The following is a 15,704-nucleotide window of genomic DNA, read 5'->3' as shown; positions in this document are numbered from 1 at the left end:
CGAGACTTTCCACCACCCGCAAATCGAACCCTTCCCCGCTTACCCCTCCCGCGCCGCCTCGCCGCGTGTCTTCAATCTGGTCGTTTTCGGCCTTGCCGCCGGCATGGCGCTGCTTGCGGTCGCCGCTCTCCTCTCGGTGCAGGCGATGACGGCGCATCAAGGCGTGGCGGATATCGACCGCCGCATCGCAATGGATGTGAGGCTGTGATGACCGACCAATTCATTCTCCTCTCCGGCTGGTGGGCTGCGATGACCGACCAGATCGTTCTTCTCTCCGGCTGGTGGACCGCCGCCATTTTCTTCACGCTCTGGGTGCGCGCGCTGCTGAAACTGTCGCAGCATCTGGAATTCCACCTCGCCGAAAGGCGGGCAGCCGTGAAGTTCTCGGTCGAGCATCCCGTCTCACGCAAGGACGACTCGTTCCTCGTCGACTTTTTCGTCTGCGACAGCGACGAACTCGCCAGGCGCTGGCCCGACTGGCCCGCCTATCGCCGGCGCAAGATCCTCGAACTGACCGGGGAGATCGCATGAAGGCCGCGCCCCAGTCTTTTCCGCCGCTTTGCCACGAGGTCGTCGAGAGCTTCCGCGCCGATGGCAGCCTGATGGATCTCGCCCGCCCCATGGTCGAGGAGATCGATTTCTGCGCCATGGCCGGCCGTCTCTCGCGCATCGCCCGGTTCAACGGCGCGCCTCTGGCCGGCGCGTTTTCCGTGGCCCAGCATTCTGTCATGGGCGCGGAGGCCTTGCTCAACGAGGGCGAAGACAGCCTGATCGCGGCGCTCTTCCTGCTGCATGACGGCCATGAATACCTGATCGGCGACAAGACGCGCCCGTTCCAGATGCTGCTGGGCGAAATGATGGACACCCGATACGGGCCGGGAACCGGCCTCAAGATCCGCAGCGTCATAGCCGAGATCAAGGCGGCGTGGGACGAGGCGATCTATGCCGCCGCCGGCCTGCCCGCGCCTTCCGCCTGGACCAATCGCATGCGCTCCAGTGTCGAGGGCATGGACGAACGCATGCTGCATGCGGAGGCGCTGGCGCTCTTCGGGGGCAAGGCCATCGACTGGGTAAAAAGCCAGCCGCGCCGCGCCCTGCCGAAGCTCAAGGGCTCGCCGGCCAAGCCGTGGGGGCCGGCCGATGCGGAGTTCCGATTCCTCGAGCTGTTCGACCGCCTGATCGGCATCGAGCGCCGCACCGGCGCCCGCGCGCTGCATGCGGCCCATGTCGCGACAGCGGATGGAGGGCGGCATGGCTGATCGTGCACCGGATATCGCGCTCGCCTTCAGCGCGCATGACGTGAAGCTGCCGCTTCGCCGCTGCGCCGAGTGCTCCGCCACGCTGGTCGATGCCGATGGCCGGGACGTCCTGACCGTCGACGTCAATGCCGCTCGCCCCGACAGCGATGTCGAAGCGATCGTCCTCCTCCTCATGAACATCGTCAATTCCAGCGCCGACCCATCCGTCGGGTCCGCACTGGCATCCGCAGAAAGCACCACCTGATGGAAAAACTTCTCCTCTTCCGCGTCCATTTCGAGGACGGCCGCAAGCTCGACATTTCCGCCGCAAACGCCAAGTCGGCGACCGACAAGGCCAAGGCCGCCCATGACGGTATGGTCCGCAAGGTGAAGCTGGTCCGCGAAAGCGAGGCGGCATGAGCAAGATCGTCGTCACCGTCATCAAGACATTCCCGGTTTCCGGCCGCAGCCTCTGCCTGACGGAGGAGGCCGGCAGCCTGACCGGCGGCGTCCACAAGGATGGCGCGCCGCTGACCCGCAGCTTTTCCGATGGCGCAGTGGCGCTGCAAAACAGCGACGGCAGCTGCGCCGCCGGCCCGGTGGATTTCTGGGCCACGGTCGAGTTCGCGGGGCGCATCGTCGAGGGCGATCCGCGCGCCATCACCGAGCCGGGCTGCGCCCTGCTGCTCGCCACCGCGCTCATCGGCGCCTCCATGGCATGGCCGCTGCCCACCGCGCCCCTGCCGGCAGTCGCGGAGGCCTCCTGATGGCCGGCTCTCTCAACAGGGCGCAACTCATCGGCCACCTCGGTGCCGATCCGGAGATCCGCCGTACACAGGATGGCCGCCCGATCGCCAATATCCGGCTCGCCACCTCCGAGACATGGCGCGACCGCAACAGCGGAGAGCGCCGGGAAAAGACCGAGTGGCACACCGTCGTCATCTTCAACGAGGCGCTAGCGAAGATTGCCGAGCAATACCTCCGGAAGGGCTCGAAGGTCATGGTCGAGGGCCAGATCGCCACCCGCAAGTGGCAGGACAACAAAGGGCAGGACCGCTGGTCGACCGAGATCGTGTTGCAGGGCTTCAATGCACAGCTGCTCCTGCTCGATCGCTCGGAAGGCTCCGGCTACCGCGCCGGCAGCGACGACCCCGGCGATTACGGCTTCGACGGCGAGCGCGCCGCCGGCAGTTCGACCCGCACCACATCTTCGAGCCAGGATGGCGGAAGCTATGCCCGCGACATGAATGACGACATTCCATTCGCGTCGGAATGGAGGTGATCCATGGCGAAAAAGGCCCAAACCGTAACAATCAAGAGGCACCGCGACGGGTCCATCTCCATGAGATCGACGGGAGGTTTCGATCTTCGGAGGATTTTTGGCACACCCGACGATGCCGACGCGAAACGTCAGGTGCTGGAAAAGCTCGCTTCCCACGACGGACTGCTGAAGATCGAGCGCCGCAAACTGGCAACCCTTTCACTGAGCAATCTCGGCAAGGTGTACACCGCCGAACTACGCGGGGATCTCTACGCCTGCAGCATTCCTCGATCGGACCTCGCACGCCTTCAGGAGGAACTGGCTCGCCACAAGCTGGCATATCAGGCGGGCCCTCACTCGCCGGAGCGAGACGAAGAATATGCCCAGGCAGAAGCGCAGATCGCGCGGCGGTTCTCAGACCTTGGCCTCCACCCTTCTTACCCGACCGGCTTTCTTTGAAAGGAAGAAAACCCATGCAACTCATTCGCGATGTGCAATCCCTGCTCGGCATGCTGGAGAGCGATAGGGGGCGGCAATGACCATGAGCGATTATGAAAATAAGGCTGCGATTGTCAGCATGATCCCCACATGGGACCTGCGTATTGTCGCTTACTCCAACGGGGCGCGCGGGCGGCTGCAACAGGCGTTCAAAAACCCCGAGACCGGCAGGAAAATCTGGCAGAATGTACCCGTGGTGACGGAAGCGGAGGCAGGCCAAATCGTTGACCGATCTCCTGAGAAAGACGATTTCGACCCGTTGGCCACGACGGCAGATCCCGCGCACTATCACGACAAGCACCTCCCGAAATATTTCATGCAGCGCGTGAAGATCGAAATCGACCGCGCGAGGGAGCAGGCCCGCCGCTATCTGGTGGACGAACTGTTCGGCAGCGGTAGCGCGGGCCTTGAGAAAAAATTCAGGGTCGGCGACCAGGTCGAGAAGTTCACAGGCGATTACCGCGCCCGAGGCGAGGTTCGCGGCATCTTCGTCATGAAGCAGGGCGCGCTGCGCTATGTGGTCGAGCACGAGGTCGCCGACGGCGGCGGCAGCTTCTGCCACATCTACAGCGAGGGGCAGTTGCGGCTTCTGGAAGGCGGCGAGCCATGATCGACACCGCCCTCCCCAAACTCGCTCTCTCCGTTCGCCAGCCCTGGACATGGGCCATCGTCCACGCCGGCAAGCCGGTCGAGAACCGTGACTGGAAGCGCGGCAATCCCGGCCTGAAATTTCGCGGCCCCGTCTGCCTGCATGCCTCGGCCGGGATGACGCGGGCCGAATATGCCGATGCCCGTCACTTCATCCTGTCGATCGGTATTGCCGATGTTCCCGCCTTCGAGGATCTCCAGCGCGGCGGCATCGTCGGCGCCACCAACATCGTCGATGTCGTGACGGCCCATGACAGCGACTGGTTCTTCGGCCCCGTCGGCCTCGTCCTCGAGGATACCCGCCCGGTCGATTTCATCCCCGTTGTCGGCGCGCTCGGCTTCTTCGACTGGCGCCCGCGCGTGATCCGCGCCGCCACCTCCAAACCTCGTGATGGGAAAGGCCTCTTCGATGTCTGACGGAACGAAGATCGAATGGACCGATGCGACATGGAACCCGATCACCGGCTGTTCCGTCGTCTCGCCCGGTTGCACCAATTGCTACGCCATGAAGCTCGCCGGCACGCGCCTGAAACACCACGAAAGCCGCGCCGGCCTGACGAAGGAATCGAAGGGCGGCCCCGTCTGGACCGGAGAGGTGCGCCTCAACGAGCAATGGCTGACCCAGCCGCTCACATGGACGAAACCCCGCATGATCTTCGTCTGCGCACATGGCGATCTCTTCGCCGAGGGCGTGCCGGACGAATGGATCGACCAGGTCTTCGCCGTCATGGCGCTCGCCCCGCAGCACACGTTTCAGGTGCTGACCAAGCGGCCGGAACGGATGCGGGAATATCTGCAGGAAGAAAGGGACAGGAGCGTCGCAGGCCGCGTGACCGATCTCGCGATTGATGACAAGGCGATGATGCAGCGCATGATCCGCGAGGTTGATACCACATGGCCCGTGATCGCCGAGGGCGATCCGGAATGGCCAGATGGCCTGCGCATCCGCCACTGGCCCCTGCCTAACGTCTGGCTCGGCACCTCCGTCGAAGACCAGAAGCGCGCCGACGAACGCATCCCGATCCTGCTCGACACCCCGGCCGCAATCCGCTGGATCAGCGCCGAGCCGCTGCTTGGGCCGTTGAATGTCGCCGAATATTTTCAGACGATCATCTATAAACCGCAATCGGTTGGACGTTCAGACAGCCTTCTTTATTCCGTTATCCGGCCAGCGCTCGAGTGGGTCGTCGCCGGCGGCGAGAGCGGACCCGGCGCTCGGCCGATGCATCCGGACTGGGCGAGATCCTTGCGGGACCAGTGCAAGGCGGCCGCGGTACCGTTCCTGTTCAAACAGTGGGGAGAGTGGTGGGAAGTCGGGTCAGAAATGCGAGACGAGAACGGCAACCACCTCGTTGTAGACGCAGACAGTCACGAAGCCTCGGAGTTGTGGGACGAGCACTTCGACTGCCTCATAACCCACGACGGCCGACGCTTTACGCCGGAGACACTGCCGGAAGACACTCCAGGTCGCCTGATGAGCCGTATCGGCAAGCGCGCCACCGGTCGTCTTCTCGACGGCATCGAGCACAACGCCTTCCCGGTGACCGGACAATGACGGCCATGCCCTACATCTACCGCTGGAACCGGCAGGGCCGCAAAGGCCAGCCCTGTGACGTGCTGGCACGCGGAACGATGAATTCGTGCTGCGTCCGGTTCGCCGATGGCTACACCATGGTCACCAGCCGCAATGAGCTGATGCGAAACCGCGCCGCCTCTGTGGATTGCGGGGAAAAGGAAGGGCACCATGTCGACGAGCATTGACATGCAGCGGCCCGTCCCGCGCCTTGCCCTGAGCAGGGCCGAGGTTGCGATTGCGATCGGCGTTTGCGGCAACACGGTCGACCAGATGGTTGAGGAGGGGTTCCTCCCCCAGCCGCGCCGTTTCCACCGGCGCAAGGTCTGGCTGGTGGCCGACATCGCCGCCGCCATGCAGGCCTGGCCCGAGGATGAGACCGGCCGCAAGGCGCCGGTGACCGAGGGAGATGGGGGCGGACACGTCGATGAATGGCGGGCCACCCCATGATGGATGTGGCCAATATCGACCTGCCCTATGTGGAGAAAAACCCGAGCCGTCACGGCAAGGTGCGCTATTTCCTGCGCATTGGCGGCAAGCGCATCTGCCGCCTGCCCGACGATATCAATAGCGAGGAGTTCTCCCGCGCCTATTGGGCCGCCAGAAAGGCCGCAGGAAAGCCCGCTGAGAGCGTTCCGCGCCCTCGGCCGATATCCGTGACCGTCAGGCCGGAAAGCTTCAAATGGCTCACCATGGCCTACATGAAGGCATCCGCCTTCACCATGCTCGACGCGACGACCCAGGCGAAGCGGCGGGCCATCATCGAATCGATGTGGGATGAACCGCTTGACCGGCAGAGACCGGACGGTCCGAAATTCGCCGACATGCCGATGTCGCGGCTCGATCGCGGCAACATCGAGGTTCTGCGCGACAGGAAGCGCGAAACACCGTTCGCCGCCGACGAACGGCTGAAGATCCTGCGACAGGTAATGGACACGAGGGGACCGGACGGGAATGCCTATGTCGAGAACACGGCCCGCCTGGTCGATTCGTTCCGCGTCCATTCCGACGGCCACCACACCATCACGTCAGACGAGATTGCGCAGTACATCGCCCACCATGGGCCACAATCGAAAGCGGTTCTGGCCGTGGCTCTGATGATGTTCACCGGATTTCGCGTCTCGGATCTGGCCGTCATCGGACCGCAGCATCGCCGCAACGACATGTTCAGGCTGCGCCTGTTCAAAAATCGCAACCGCACGCCTGTCGATATCGAGATCGCGCTGCATCCGATCCTCGAGGCGGTCCTCGACAGCCACAAGGTCAAGGGCCTGACCTATCTCCAGACGGAATACGGCAAACCGTTCTCCGTCAAGGGTCTCGGCAATCGCATCTCGGCATGGTTCGAGCAGGCCAACCTGCCCCACTGCACCGCCCATTCCGTGCGCAAGGGGCTGGCGACCGACCAGGCCCATAACGAGGCGACCGATTCGATGCTCGAAGCGATGTTCGGCTGGCGCGACGGAAAGACCTCGAAGATCTACACCCGCAACGCCGAACGCGCCCGCCTCGCCCGCCTCGCCGTGGCAAAGATCAACTGGGATGGGATCGGGACAAAACTGCTGACGTCTGAGGGGTGAAACCGGAACAGATTGCCACACCTCGGCATCCCATACGGTTCAAGTTGCCACACCAATCGGATTTTTCATCGAAAACCCAATAACATAGGCTGAAGGCAAAGGAGAATTGGAGGCCTCGCCCGGAATCGAACCGGGGTGCAAGGATTTGCAGTCCTCTGCGTAACCACTCCGCCACGAGGCCATTTCCAAACTTAAAAGCGTGTGGTGGCGCGGATTTAGACGGGATACCGGGAAACCGCAAGAGGGATTTTCCGAAATTCTACCTTTTAATTGTTCGAAACTACACTCACGTCGAGATGACCGATGTAACAGCGGGGAAAGGCTCCCCGAGCAAGCGGCGAGCCGCATGCAGCGGTGGTCCTCAGCCCCGCCCGGCCCGGTTCACCTGTGGATAACGTTTGCGCCACCAGATCGCCATCCGGCGTCTTTTCCGGCGGACGGCAGGAAGATCGTGCGAAAGCACGAGAAGACCGAGAGGCACCATCCAGAATCCGAGCACTGGCAGGAAACCCAGTATGCCACCGCCGATCAGCAGCGACCCGGTTGCGATGCGACCGGCCCGAGAGCGGGGAAACGGCAGTTCGAAACGGCCGAGCACAAGTTTTCCACGCTCGCCATCGATACGGTAATTCCCTTTGCCAGCCATTCGAAACCCTTTGGATTCATCGAAAAACGCACCGGAAGGCGTCCCGCAAGAAATGGGTAGCGGAAGAAATTATGCAAGCTGTCACATTTTTTTTCAAAAAAGCGCTTGGCAAATCGAACGCGCATTTGTATTACCCCGCTCACGCCGCGGCAAGCGGTTGTTCCCTGGTAGCTCAGCGGTAGAGCACTCGACTGTTAATCGATAGGTCGTCGGTTCGAATCCGACCCGGGGAGCCAAAGAATTCAGGGCCTGCGCAGAGATGCGCGGGCCTTTTTCGTTTCGCCCCGACCGCTGGCGGCATCTCTTTTTGGCAGCGCGAAACCCCCTCTTCATTTTTGCCTGATATCAAAACAGCCATAATATTCTGATTAGGAGAAAAGACATATGTGGCTCCAGCTTCATGACGGGGATGGCTTCCCCTTCTTCGTGAACATGGACAATGTGGTGGACTTCCGCTGGTACGAAAGGGAAAAATACACCTGCCTCCTGACGACCGCTCCGGTCGCGGAAAAGCTTCATCGGCTCTATGTCCGGGAAAGCGCGGCAGAAATCATGAAAATGATTGGCGAGCAGCAGGCACGGCAGGCGCGCCTTACGGCTGCCTGACGAAACCCTTCGTCATTTCGGAGATAAAACATTGCGGGCGGAGCCGGAGACGGTCCGCCCGCCTTGCTGTTTGCGCCTCGGCAACCCTCGTGCGGATCGCCCTGGCGGTCGCCGACGGCGTTGCAGGCGGAAAATTGCATATGGCTCTGATCCACGGCCGCGCGACCGCGTAGACTCATGAAGACGCAGCAGATTCGGGCAATACCTCATGACTTCCCGCAGCCAGGCGCCGATCCTTGTCTGGTTCCGCAAGGATCTCCGGCTCCATGACAATCTAGCACTGGCCACCGCGCGGGAAAACGGCCGGCCGGTCATTCCCGTCTATATTCTGGAACCCAAAGCGGCCGGAACCGGGCCGCTCGGAGCGGCCCAGGCCTGGTGGCTCCATCATTCCCTGGTGTCTCTTTCAACCTCGCTCGAGGAAATCGGCAGCCGGCTCACCTTGCGCCACGGTTCGGCCGAGGCCGTGCTGGGATCGCTGATTGCGGAAACCGGCGCGACCGCAGTCTATTGGAACCGCCGCTACGACCCGCCGGGCGTCGCTATCGATACCGCGCTCAAGGAAACGCTGACCACGCATGGGCTGACGGTGCGCAGCTTCTCCGGTCAGCTGCTGCACGAGCCATCCAGAATGCGGACCGGCGGCGGAACGCCTTACCGCGTCTACACGCCGTTCTGGAAAGCACTCGATGCCTCCGGCGAACCGCCCGCGCCCCTTTCGGCGCCAATCTCCCTGGCGGGGCCGACCGTGTGGCCGCGGAGCGAGGATATCGCGTGCTGGACGCTGCTGCCCCAGCAGCCCGACTGGGCGGCGGAATTTTCCGACGTCTGGCACCCCGGCGAACCCGGCGCGCGAAAGCGACTGGCCTCTTTCATCGAGGAGGGGCTTGCGGGTTACCGTCACGGACGCGACTTTCCGGCACGGCCGCACACCTCGAAGCTTTCACCCCATCTGGCGTTCGGCGAAATCTCGCCGGCGGAGGTCTGGCATGCCACGCGGGGGCTTGGCGGACGCATCGATACGGAGGACGTCATTCATTTCCGCAAGGAACTCGCCTGGCGCGACTTCTCCTATCACCTGCTTTTCCATTTCCCGGATCTTTCGACGAGAAACTGGAATCCGCGATTCGATCGCTTTTACTGGTCGGGCTCGCCGGATTTCTTCCGGCGATGGACCGAGGGTCGGACCGGTTATCCCATCGTCGATGCCGGAATGCGCGAACTCTGGCGGCACGGCACAATGCATAACCGCGTGCGGATGATTGCGGCTTCCTTCCTCGTCAAGGACCTGCTGATCGACTGGCGGGAGGGCGAGCGCTGGTTCCGCGACACACTTGTCGATGCCGATCCCGCCTCCAATGCGGCGAGCTGGCAATGGGTTGCGGGCTCGGGCGCCGATGCGGCCCCGTTCTTCCGTATCTTCAACCCGATCACCCAAGGCGAAAAATTCGATCCGGACGGCGATTACGTGCGCCGCTTCGTGCCGGAACTCGCCGGCCTCGACGCCAGATACATCCACAAACCGTTCGAGGCACCGCAGGCCGTACTTGTCGAGGCGGGCATCAGGCTCGGTGAGAGCTACCCGCTTCCGATCGTCGATCACCGGAAGGCGCGGGAGATCGCGATGGCCGCCTATCAATCCCTGCTTTAAGAATACCTCCTTCGATAATTTCGGTCCTTGAGGGCCGTCAATCGAGCCCCCGGCAAAACCGCCTCCGGCTTGGCATGGTTTTTCAGAAGCAGGGACCGCGTTGAAATGCGTTTTCTTGCCATCGTGCGCTTGTGGCCGGAAAAGTCCCCCCTTAGGGTCAAAAATTCGATCAGGGTTTTGGCCCTATCTTCCGTGCAAGAGAAGGCAGATCCTCCATGGCATTTCATCCATCCGTCATCGAAGCCATCGGCAATACGCCGCTTATCCGCCTGAAGGCTGCTTCGCAGGCGACCGGCTGCACCATTCTGGGCAAGGCCGAGTTCCTCAATCCGGGCCAGTCGGTGAAGGATCGCGCCGCGCTCTTCATTATCCGCGATGCGGAGCGCCGCGGCCTGCTTCGTCCGGGTGGGGTGATCGTCGAGGGTACGGCCGGCAATACCGGTATCGGCCTGACGCTGGTGGCCAGGGCGCTCGGCTATCGCACCGTCATCGTGATCCCGGAAACCCAGAGCCAGGAAAAGAAGGACGCGCTGAGGCTGCTCGGCGCCGAACTGGTCGAGGTTCCGGCCGTCCCCTACAAGAACCCCAACAACTATGTGAAGCTTTCGGGACGGCTCGCCGCACAGCTCGCCAAGAGCGAGCCGAACGGCGCGATCTGGGCGAACCAGTTCGACAACACCGTGAACCGCGACGCGCATATCGCCACCACGGCCCGCGAGATCTACGAGCAGACAAACGGCGAGGTGGACGGCTTCATCTGCGCCGTCGGCTCCGGCGGCACGCTTGCCGGAACCGGCGCCGGCCTTCGCAACCTCAAGCCGGAGGTGAAGATCGGCATTGCCGATCCGGAGGGAGCCGCACTTTACGAATACTACAAGAACGGCGAACTGAAGTCGTCGGGTTCGTCGATCACCGAGGGCATCGGCCAGGGTCGCATCACCGCCAATCTGGAGGGCTTCACCCCCGATTTCGCCTACCAGATCCCGGATTCAGAGGCGCTTCCGATCATTTTCGACCTCGTCGAGAACGAGGGGCTGTGCCTCGGTGGCTCCTCCGGCATCAATATTGCCGGCGCAATCAGGCTTGCGCGCGACCTCGGTCCGGGCCATACCATTGTGACCGTGCTTTGCGACTATGGCACCCGCTATCAGTCGAAGCTCTTCAACCCGGATTTCCTGCGTTCCAAGAACCTGCCGGCACCGGGCTGGATCGGGCACAAGGCACAGTTCCCGTTGCCCTTCGAATCTCCAGAGTGACCTCATGCCGACCACCGCTCTTTACCGCGACGACTTCTATCTCTCGACATGCGAAGCGATGGTGACGGCGGTTCATGAAGGTGGGGCGGTCGAACTCGATCAGACCTGTTTTTACGCGACCTCGGGCGGCCAGCCCGGGGATACCGGTATGTTCGAGCGCGCCAACGGCTCGAAGATCGCCGTCGCCCTCACCCGCCACGGCGAGACCAAGGACATCATTCTGCATCAGGTCGCCGAGGGGGAGGCCCTGCCCTCGGTCGGCGAAAAGCTGGTGCTGCATATCGACTGGCCACGGCGCTACAAGCTGATGCGCATGCATGCCGCCTGCCATCTTCTCTCCGTCGTCTGCCCCTATCCGATCACCGGCGCGGCGGTCGGCGAAGACGAGAGCCGGGTCGACTTCGACATGACGGAGACGATCGACAAGGATCAGGTAACCGCAGAGTTGATGCGGCTCGTTTCGGAAAACCACCCTATCTATGTGCAGTGGATCACCGACGAGGAACTGATCGCCAATCCCGGCATCGTCAAGTCGAAGAATGTTCGCCCGCCTGTCGGCATGGGGCGCGTCAGCCTTGTCTGCATCGGCGAGAATTCGAGCGTTGACAGCCAGCCCTGCGGCGGCACACATGTTTCGGAGACCCAGGAGGTCGGGGCGATTCATATCGCCAAGATCGAGAAAAAGGGCAGGGAAAACCGGCGGTTCCGTATCCGCTTCGGCACTCCGGACGCTTCCGCCTGACACAAAGGGTCGAGACTCATTCAACATTGGGAGAAGAGCATGCCCGCGGAGAAAAGCCGTTTCGTCGTGTCCGCCGACTGGGTGGAAAAACAACTCGGCGCGCCGGAATTCCGAATTGTCGATGCCTCCTGGTATCTGCCCGCCCATAATCGCAACGGCGCGGCGGAATATGCCGCCGGTCATATTCCGGGCGCCGTGTTCTTCGACCAGGATGCGATAGCCGACCAGTCGAGCAAGCTGCCGCATACTCTGCCCACACCGTCCTATTTTGCCGAGGAAGTCGGCAAGCTCGGCATTTCCGCCAGCGACACCATCGTCGTCTACGACGGTCCCGGCTTCCTTGCTGCCCCGCGGGCCTGGTGGATGTTCCGCGTCATGGGCGCGAAGAACGTCTATGTCCTCGACGGAGGCCTCGACGGCTGGAAGGCGAGCGGCCGGCCGCTTGAAACCGACCTGCCGGAACCGAAACCCGCCATTTTCGAGATCAGCTTCGACCGCAAGCGCGTAACCTCGTTCCAGCAGATGCAGGATATCGTCGAGACCGGCTCGCGGCAGATCGCGGACGCCCGCTCGGCCGGCCGCTTCACCGGACAGGAAGCGGAACCCCGCGCCGGAATGCGCTCCGGCCACATGCCGGGCGCCCGCAGCATTCCCTCCTCGGTGCTGTCGGAAAACGGTCACCTGAAGGATCTGGCGACCCTGCGCTCGATCTTCGCCACCGCCGGCGTCGATCTTTCCGCGCCCGTGGTCACGAGCTGCGGATCCGGCGTCACGGCGGCGGTCATCACGCTGGCGCTGGAATCGCTCGGCCATACCGACAATACGCTCTATGACGGCTCATGGTCGGAGTGGGGCTCGAAGGAGGAAACGCCTGTCGTCACCGGTCCGGCCGAGCCGATCGCCGCCTCGGCCCACGGCCCCCTCACCGCGCACGTGACCAAGCTGGAAATGACGGCGCCGCCGAAGGCCAGCCTGCCGGTTCCGGTCAACATCCAGACCGCCATCATGCGGACGCACGAGATTCCGCTGCCCTTCTACCGTTTCCTGCATCGTCAGGTCGGAGCCCGGTGGCACTGGTATACCCGGCTCAGGATGACCGACGCCGAACTCAAAGCGACGATCCACGATCCCCGGGTCAGCATATCCGTGCTTTACGTCAACGGAGCGCCGGCCGGCTTTTTCGAGCTTTCCCAGCAGACCGAGGAACTCGTGGAGCTTTCCTATTTCGGGCTGATCGAACATGCGCTCGGGCTCGGGCTCGGCAAGTGGTTCCTCCTGCAGGCGCTTTATTCCGCCTGGCAGGCCAACCCGAAGAAAGTGGTCGTGACCACCAATTCGCTGGATCATCCGCGCGCCCTGCAGCTTTACCAGCAGTTCGGCTTCTCTCCGGTCGAAACCTCCAGCGCGCTGGTCGACCCGATCAGCGAAACCGAGCTCCTGCAGCTCCTCAAGCGCGACAACACCGCGCTCTGATCCAGGCCTGAACGCGAAAAAGCCGCGACGGACGGAGTTGTCGAAACCAGGAGGGCGGGCAGAGAGGGAGAGCCGCGAAATCCTGGCGGATATCGGCCAGCACGGCAAGAATCGGGTGGGCGAGGTTCCTTGCGAACGGGACAATGGGGTTCCATCACAAGGAAGCACACTCATGACGACCATCACGTTCACCGCCATGCCAAGCGATCAGGCCGCGTCCTACCGACGCGGGGAAGCGGATGCCTACGGTCTTGCACCCGAGCGGCGCATGACGACCGGCTCCGGCTATCCCTGCCGCCATTGCCTCGACGAGATCGCGGACGGCGAGCCCTACCTCACGCTTGCCTATCGCCCCTTCCCTGCTCTCCAGCCCTATGCCGAGACCGGGCCGATTTTCCTGCATGCCGAGGAATGCCCTCGCCATGCAGGGGAAGACGTACCGCCAATTCTCGAAAGCAGTCCGGATTACATCCTGCGCGGCTACGGTCATGACGACCGCATCGTTTACGGCACGGGCGCCGTCACCCTTCGCGAGAACGTCAGCGCACGCGCCGCCGAACTTCTGGCACGGCCGGACATTGCCTATGTGCATGTCCGCTCCGCCCGTAACAATTGTTATCAATGCCGGATCGACCGGGCCTGACTGGGAACGAAAAAAGGGCCGGCTGATAGAAGAGCCGGCCCTTTCGGCCACGACCACGCCGAAGAAGCGGACCTGACATCGCGCTTGCCGTGGCAGTCTTTTCTCAGGCGACGTTCAACGCCAGCTCCGGCGCCTGAAGATCATATCCGAGCGCTTCCGCGACGGGCCTGTTGGTGACACGACCCCTGTGCACATTGAGGCCATTGCGCAGGTGCCGGTCTTCGGCGATCGCGCGCAGGCCCTTGTCGGCGAGAGCAAGACCATGCGCCAGCGTGGCATTGTTGAGCGCATGGGCGGATGTCACGGGAACGGCGCCCGGCATGTTCGCGACGCAGTAATGTACGACGCCGTCGATCTCGTAGGTCGGATCGGAGTGCGTGGTGGCGTGAGACGTCTCGAAGCAGCCGCCCTGGTCGATCGCCACGTCGACGATAACCGCTCCCTTCTTCATGCCGGACAGCATCTCGCGGGTCACGAGTTTCGGCGCGGCCGCTCCGGGGATCAGCACTGCGCCGATCACGAGATCGGCAGAAAAGACTTCCTGTTCCAGCGCGTCGATCGTCGAATAGATGGTGTGCACCCGACCGGCGAAGAGTTCGTCGAGCACACGAAGGCGCGGTAGCGAACGGTCGAGAATGCTCACGTCCGCACCGAGGCCGGCGGCCATGCGGGCGGCATGCAGGCCGACCACGCCGCCACCGATCACGGTCACTTTCGCCGGCAGGACGCCCGGAACGCCGCCGAGCAGGATGCCGCGACCGCCATTCGCCTTCTGCAACGCCGTCGCGCCTGCCTGGATGGCGAGACGTCCCGCCACTTCCGACATAGGCGCGAGCAACGGCAGGCCGCCGCGATCGTCGGTGACGGTCTCGTAGGCGACCGCCGTCACGCCGCTCTCCAAAAGCCCCCTGGTCTGCTCCGGATCGGGCGCGAGGTGCAGATAGGTATAGAGGATCTGGCCCTCGCGCAGTTGCACCCATTCGGAGGGTTGCGGCTCCTTGACCTTGACGATCATGTCGGACTTGTCGAACACGTCCTTCGCACTTGCCGCGATCCTGGCGCCGGCCGCCATATAGGCGCCGTCGTCGGCGCCGATGCCGGCCCCCGCCCCCGTTTCGATCAGAACATCGTGACCATGGGCCACGTATTCCCGTACGGCGCCGGGCGTCAGTCCGACCCGGTATTCATGGTTCTTGATTTCCTTGGGGCAGCCTACGCGCATGGGTTCCTCTCTTCTTGCCGGCCTCGCGCCGGTCTGTGGTTGAAGGCGAGAAATTGAAGCATCGAACGGGTGGAATGTCCTTGCAAAATCGGATTGCCAAGAAGGGCTCATTCGCAGAAAATTGCGTAGATACCTATAAAGTTCGAAGGTTACACGAATGAGTGAACTCGACAGCATCGATCTTGCCATTCTGAAGGAGCTTCAGAAAAACGGCCGCATCACCAATGCCGAACTCGCCGAGAAGGTGGGTCTCAGTCCCTCGGCCTGTTCCCGGCGACACGACATTCTCGAAAAGACGGGTGTCATCAGCGGCTATCACGCGCGGCTGTCGAACAAGGCGATCGAGTACAGGATGATGGTGATCGTCCATATCTCGCTGTCGGGACAGTTCGCCAAGACGCTCAACGAGTTCGAGGCGGCGGTCAAACGCTGCCCCAACGTGCTCGTCTGCTATCTGATGTCCGGCGAATACGACTATATCCTCAGGGTCGCGGCCAAGGATCTGGAGGATTACGAACGGATTCACCGGGACTGGCTCTCGGCCCTGCCGCATGTGGTCAAGATCAATTCCAGCTTTGCGCTGCGCGAGGTCATGGACCGCCCGAATGTCGGTCTCTGACGCGGGAAAAATGCAGAACGGATCGGATTTTAGCGATCGTTTTCAACC

Annotated in this window: 22 protein-coding genes and 2 tRNA genes; 21 read left to right on the top strand and 3 right to left on the bottom strand. The window is 62.7% G+C overall.

Annotated elements, in window-relative coordinates; genetic code table 11:
• Positions 1-207: 207 nt before the first annotated feature.
• The 13 genes from ACLBKR_RS07025 (at position 208) to ACLBKR_RS06965 (ending at position 6,798) form a co-directional block, all read left to right on the top strand.
• Positions 208-531, top strand: coding sequence for a hypothetical protein (locus ACLBKR_RS07025; RefSeq protein ID WP_414901124.1), 324 nt, complete (start codon positions 208-210; stop codon positions 529-531).
• Positions 528-1,259: a hypothetical protein gene (locus ACLBKR_RS07020; RefSeq protein WP_414901122.1), complete on the top strand. Its 732-nt coding sequence runs from the start codon at positions 528-530 to the stop codon at positions 1,257-1,259. Before ACLBKR_RS07025 ends, ACLBKR_RS07020 begins: the two co-directional genes overlap by 4 nt.
• Positions 1,252-1,503, top strand: a complete 252-nt coding sequence (locus ACLBKR_RS07015) for a hypothetical protein (RefSeq protein WP_414901120.1) — start codon at positions 1,252-1,254, stop codon at positions 1,501-1,503. The genes ACLBKR_RS07020 and ACLBKR_RS07015 overlap by 8 nt, the downstream gene beginning before the upstream one ends.
• Entirely contained in the window at positions 1,503-1,658 is a 156-nt protein-coding gene (locus tag ACLBKR_RS07010; protein ID WP_414901118.1) for a hypothetical protein, read from the top strand. Before ACLBKR_RS07015 ends, ACLBKR_RS07010 begins: the two co-directional genes overlap by 1 nt.
• Positions 1,655-2,005: a hypothetical protein gene (locus ACLBKR_RS07005; protein ID WP_414901116.1), complete on the top strand. Its 351-nt coding sequence runs from the start codon at positions 1,655-1,657 to the stop codon at positions 2,003-2,005. Before ACLBKR_RS07010 ends, ACLBKR_RS07005 begins: the two co-directional genes overlap by 4 nt.
• Positions 2,005-2,520, top strand: a complete 516-nt coding sequence (gene ssb / locus ACLBKR_RS07000) for a single-stranded DNA-binding protein (RefSeq protein ID WP_414901114.1) — start codon at positions 2,005-2,007, stop codon at positions 2,518-2,520. Before ACLBKR_RS07005 ends, ssb begins: the two co-directional genes overlap by 1 nt.
• A 3-nt stretch (positions 2,521-2,523) precedes the next feature.
• Positions 2,524-2,958 (top strand): hypothetical protein, encoded by a 435-nt coding sequence (locus tag ACLBKR_RS06995; protein ID WP_414901112.1) that lies wholly within the window; start codon positions 2,524-2,526, stop codon positions 2,956-2,958.
• 76 nt (positions 2,959-3,034) lie between these two features.
• A complete protein-coding gene (locus tag ACLBKR_RS06990; protein ID WP_414901110.1) occupies positions 3,035-3,607 on the top strand; it encodes a hypothetical protein in 573 nt (190 codons plus the stop codon).
• Complete coding sequence (locus tag ACLBKR_RS06985) at positions 3,604-4,062, top strand: hypothetical protein (protein ID WP_414901108.1); 459 nt, start codon at positions 3,604-3,606, stop codon at positions 4,060-4,062. The genes ACLBKR_RS06990 and ACLBKR_RS06985 overlap by 4 nt, the downstream gene beginning before the upstream one ends.
• On the top strand, positions 4,055-5,200 hold the full coding sequence (locus tag ACLBKR_RS06980; RefSeq protein ID WP_414901106.1) for a phage Gp37/Gp68 family protein: 1,146 nt from the start codon (positions 4,055-4,057) through the stop codon (positions 5,198-5,200). The genes ACLBKR_RS06985 and ACLBKR_RS06980 overlap by 8 nt, the downstream gene beginning before the upstream one ends.
• On the top strand, positions 5,197-5,406 hold the full coding sequence (locus ACLBKR_RS06975; RefSeq protein ID WP_414901104.1) for a hypothetical protein: 210 nt from the start codon (positions 5,197-5,199) through the stop codon (positions 5,404-5,406). Before ACLBKR_RS06980 ends, ACLBKR_RS06975 begins: the two co-directional genes overlap by 4 nt.
• Complete coding sequence (locus ACLBKR_RS06970; protein ID WP_414901102.1) at positions 5,390-5,668, top strand: helix-turn-helix transcriptional regulator; 279 nt, start codon at positions 5,390-5,392, stop codon at positions 5,666-5,668. The genes ACLBKR_RS06975 and ACLBKR_RS06970 overlap by 17 nt, the downstream gene beginning before the upstream one ends.
• Positions 5,650-6,798, top strand: a complete 1,149-nt coding sequence (locus ACLBKR_RS06965; RefSeq protein WP_414901100.1) for a tyrosine-type recombinase/integrase — start codon at positions 5,650-5,652, stop codon at positions 6,796-6,798. Before ACLBKR_RS06970 ends, ACLBKR_RS06965 begins: the two co-directional genes overlap by 19 nt.
• Positions 6,799-6,905: 107 nt before the next feature.
• Here ACLBKR_RS06965 and ACLBKR_RS06960 read toward each other — a convergent pair.
• Both ACLBKR_RS06960 and ACLBKR_RS06955 read right to left on the bottom strand, forming a co-directional pair.
• Positions 6,906-6,979 (bottom strand) — tRNA-Cys (locus ACLBKR_RS06960).
• Positions 6,980-7,159: 180 nt separating this feature from the next.
• Positions 7,160-7,444, bottom strand: a complete 285-nt coding sequence (locus ACLBKR_RS06955) for a hypothetical protein (protein WP_112830218.1) — start codon at positions 7,442-7,444, stop codon at positions 7,160-7,162.
• Positions 7,445-7,605: 161 nt separating this feature from the next.
• On the opposite strand from ACLBKR_RS06955, the gene ACLBKR_RS06950 reads away from it, so the two are divergent.
• The 7 genes from ACLBKR_RS06950 (at position 7,606) to ACLBKR_RS06920 (ending at position 13,815) form a co-directional block, all read left to right on the top strand.
• A tRNA-Asn gene (locus tag ACLBKR_RS06950) sits at positions 7,606-7,680 on the top strand.
• A 148-nt stretch (positions 7,681-7,828) separates the two neighbouring features.
• Entirely contained in the window at positions 7,829-8,050 is a 222-nt protein-coding gene (locus ACLBKR_RS06945; RefSeq protein WP_113339606.1) for a hypothetical protein, read from the top strand.
• Positions 8,051-8,258: 208 nt separating this feature from the next.
• Positions 8,259-9,701: a cryptochrome/photolyase family protein gene (locus ACLBKR_RS06940; protein WP_113487593.1), complete on the top strand. Its 1,443-nt coding sequence runs from the start codon at positions 8,259-8,261 to the stop codon at positions 9,699-9,701.
• A gap of 215 nt (positions 9,702-9,916) precedes the next feature.
• Positions 9,917-10,957, top strand: a complete 1,041-nt coding sequence (locus tag ACLBKR_RS06935) for a cysteine synthase A (RefSeq protein WP_112830221.1) — start codon at positions 9,917-9,919, stop codon at positions 10,955-10,957.
• A 4-nt stretch (positions 10,958-10,961) separates the two neighbouring features.
• A complete protein-coding gene (locus ACLBKR_RS06930) occupies positions 10,962-11,699 on the top strand; it encodes an alanyl-tRNA editing protein (RefSeq protein ID WP_113339608.1) in 738 nt (245 codons plus the stop codon).
• A gap of 39 nt (positions 11,700-11,738) precedes the next feature.
• Entirely contained in the window at positions 11,739-13,172 is a 1,434-nt protein-coding gene (sseA, locus tag ACLBKR_RS06925) for a 3-mercaptopyruvate sulfurtransferase (RefSeq protein ID WP_113339609.1), read from the top strand.
• A 172-nt stretch (positions 13,173-13,344) separates the two neighbouring features.
• Positions 13,345-13,815: a DUF1203 domain-containing protein gene (locus tag ACLBKR_RS06920; protein WP_113339610.1), complete on the top strand. Its 471-nt coding sequence runs from the start codon at positions 13,345-13,347 to the stop codon at positions 13,813-13,815.
• Between the two features lie 103 nt (positions 13,816-13,918).
• Here the strand turns inward: ACLBKR_RS06920 and ald are convergent, their stop codons facing one another.
• On the bottom strand, positions 13,919-15,037 hold the full coding sequence (ald, locus tag ACLBKR_RS06915; protein ID WP_113339611.1) for an alanine dehydrogenase: 1,119 nt from the start codon (positions 15,035-15,037) through the stop codon (positions 13,919-13,921).
• A gap of 157 nt (positions 15,038-15,194) precedes the next feature.
• Here ald and ACLBKR_RS06910 point away from each other — a divergent pair, with 157 nt between their 5' ends.
• Positions 15,195-15,656, top strand: a complete 462-nt coding sequence (locus ACLBKR_RS06910) for an Lrp/AsnC family transcriptional regulator (protein WP_113339612.1) — start codon at positions 15,195-15,197, stop codon at positions 15,654-15,656.
• Positions 15,657-15,704: the final 48 nt, after the last annotated feature.

Origin of the sequence: Paenirhizobium cremeum (assembly GCF_047553425.1) — a bacterium.
In the GTDB taxonomy this organism is placed as follows: Bacteria; Pseudomonadota; Alphaproteobacteria; order Rhizobiales; family Rhizobiaceae; genus Allorhizobium; species Allorhizobium cremeum.
Note: the sequence above shows the minus strand (reverse complement) of the source record. Positions and strands in the feature narration are given on the sequence as shown.

What these genes read in the sequence shown, in the direction of transcription:
- ACLBKR_RS06980 (WP_414901106.1), top strand. Translation starts at nt 4,055, where the DNA reads ATGTCTGACGGAACGAAGATCGAATGGACCGATGCGACATGGAACCCG.
- ACLBKR_RS06985 (WP_414901108.1), top strand. Translation starts at nt 3,604, where the DNA reads ATGATCGACACCGCCCTCCCCAAACTCGCTCTCTCCGTTCGCCAGCCC.
- ACLBKR_RS07010 (WP_414901118.1), top strand. Translation starts at nt 1,503, where the DNA reads ATGGAAAAACTTCTCCTCTTCCGCGTCCATTTCGAGGACGGCCGCAAG.
- sseA (WP_113339609.1), top strand. Translation starts at nt 11,739, where the DNA reads ATGCCCGCGGAGAAAAGCCGTTTCGTCGTGTCCGCCGACTGGGTGGAA.
- ald (WP_113339611.1), bottom strand. Translation starts at nt 15,037, where the DNA reads ATGCGCGTAGGCTGCCCCAAGGAAATCAAGAACCATGAATACCGGGTC.
- ACLBKR_RS06920 (WP_113339610.1), top strand. Translation starts at nt 13,345, where the DNA reads ATGACGACCATCACGTTCACCGCCATGCCAAGCGATCAGGCCGCGTCC.
- ACLBKR_RS07020 (WP_414901122.1), top strand. Translation starts at nt 528, where the DNA reads ATGAAGGCCGCGCCCCAGTCTTTTCCGCCGCTTTGCCACGAGGTCGTC.
- ACLBKR_RS07025 (WP_414901124.1), top strand. Translation starts at nt 208, where the DNA reads ATGACCGACCAATTCATTCTCCTCTCCGGCTGGTGGGCTGCGATGACC.
- ACLBKR_RS06995 (WP_414901112.1), top strand. Translation starts at nt 2,524, where the DNA reads ATGGCGAAAAAGGCCCAAACCGTAACAATCAAGAGGCACCGCGACGGG.
- ACLBKR_RS06910 (WP_113339612.1), top strand. Translation starts at nt 15,195, where the DNA reads ATGAGTGAACTCGACAGCATCGATCTTGCCATTCTGAAGGAGCTTCAG.
- ACLBKR_RS07005 (WP_414901116.1), top strand. Translation starts at nt 1,655, where the DNA reads ATGAGCAAGATCGTCGTCACCGTCATCAAGACATTCCCGGTTTCCGGC.
- ssb (WP_414901114.1), top strand. Translation starts at nt 2,005, where the DNA reads ATGGCCGGCTCTCTCAACAGGGCGCAACTCATCGGCCACCTCGGTGCC.
- ACLBKR_RS06970 (WP_414901102.1), top strand. Translation starts at nt 5,390, where the DNA reads ATGTCGACGAGCATTGACATGCAGCGGCCCGTCCCGCGCCTTGCCCTG.
- ACLBKR_RS06940 (WP_113487593.1), top strand. Translation starts at nt 8,259, where the DNA reads ATGACTTCCCGCAGCCAGGCGCCGATCCTTGTCTGGTTCCGCAAGGAT.
- ACLBKR_RS06975 (WP_414901104.1), top strand. Translation starts at nt 5,197, where the DNA reads ATGACGGCCATGCCCTACATCTACCGCTGGAACCGGCAGGGCCGCAAA.
- ACLBKR_RS06990 (WP_414901110.1), top strand. Translation starts at nt 3,035, where the DNA reads ATGACCATGAGCGATTATGAAAATAAGGCTGCGATTGTCAGCATGATC.
- ACLBKR_RS06955 (WP_112830218.1), bottom strand. Translation starts at nt 7,444, where the DNA reads ATGGCTGGCAAAGGGAATTACCGTATCGATGGCGAGCGTGGAAAACTT.
- ACLBKR_RS06965 (WP_414901100.1), top strand. Translation starts at nt 5,650, where the DNA reads ATGGCGGGCCACCCCATGATGGATGTGGCCAATATCGACCTGCCCTAT.
- ACLBKR_RS06935 (WP_112830221.1), top strand. Translation starts at nt 9,917, where the DNA reads ATGGCATTTCATCCATCCGTCATCGAAGCCATCGGCAATACGCCGCTT.
- ACLBKR_RS07015 (WP_414901120.1), top strand. Translation starts at nt 1,252, where the DNA reads ATGGCTGATCGTGCACCGGATATCGCGCTCGCCTTCAGCGCGCATGAC.
- ACLBKR_RS06930 (WP_113339608.1), top strand. Translation starts at nt 10,962, where the DNA reads ATGCCGACCACCGCTCTTTACCGCGACGACTTCTATCTCTCGACATGC.
- ACLBKR_RS06945 (WP_113339606.1), top strand. Translation starts at nt 7,829, where the DNA reads ATGTGGCTCCAGCTTCATGACGGGGATGGCTTCCCCTTCTTCGTGAAC.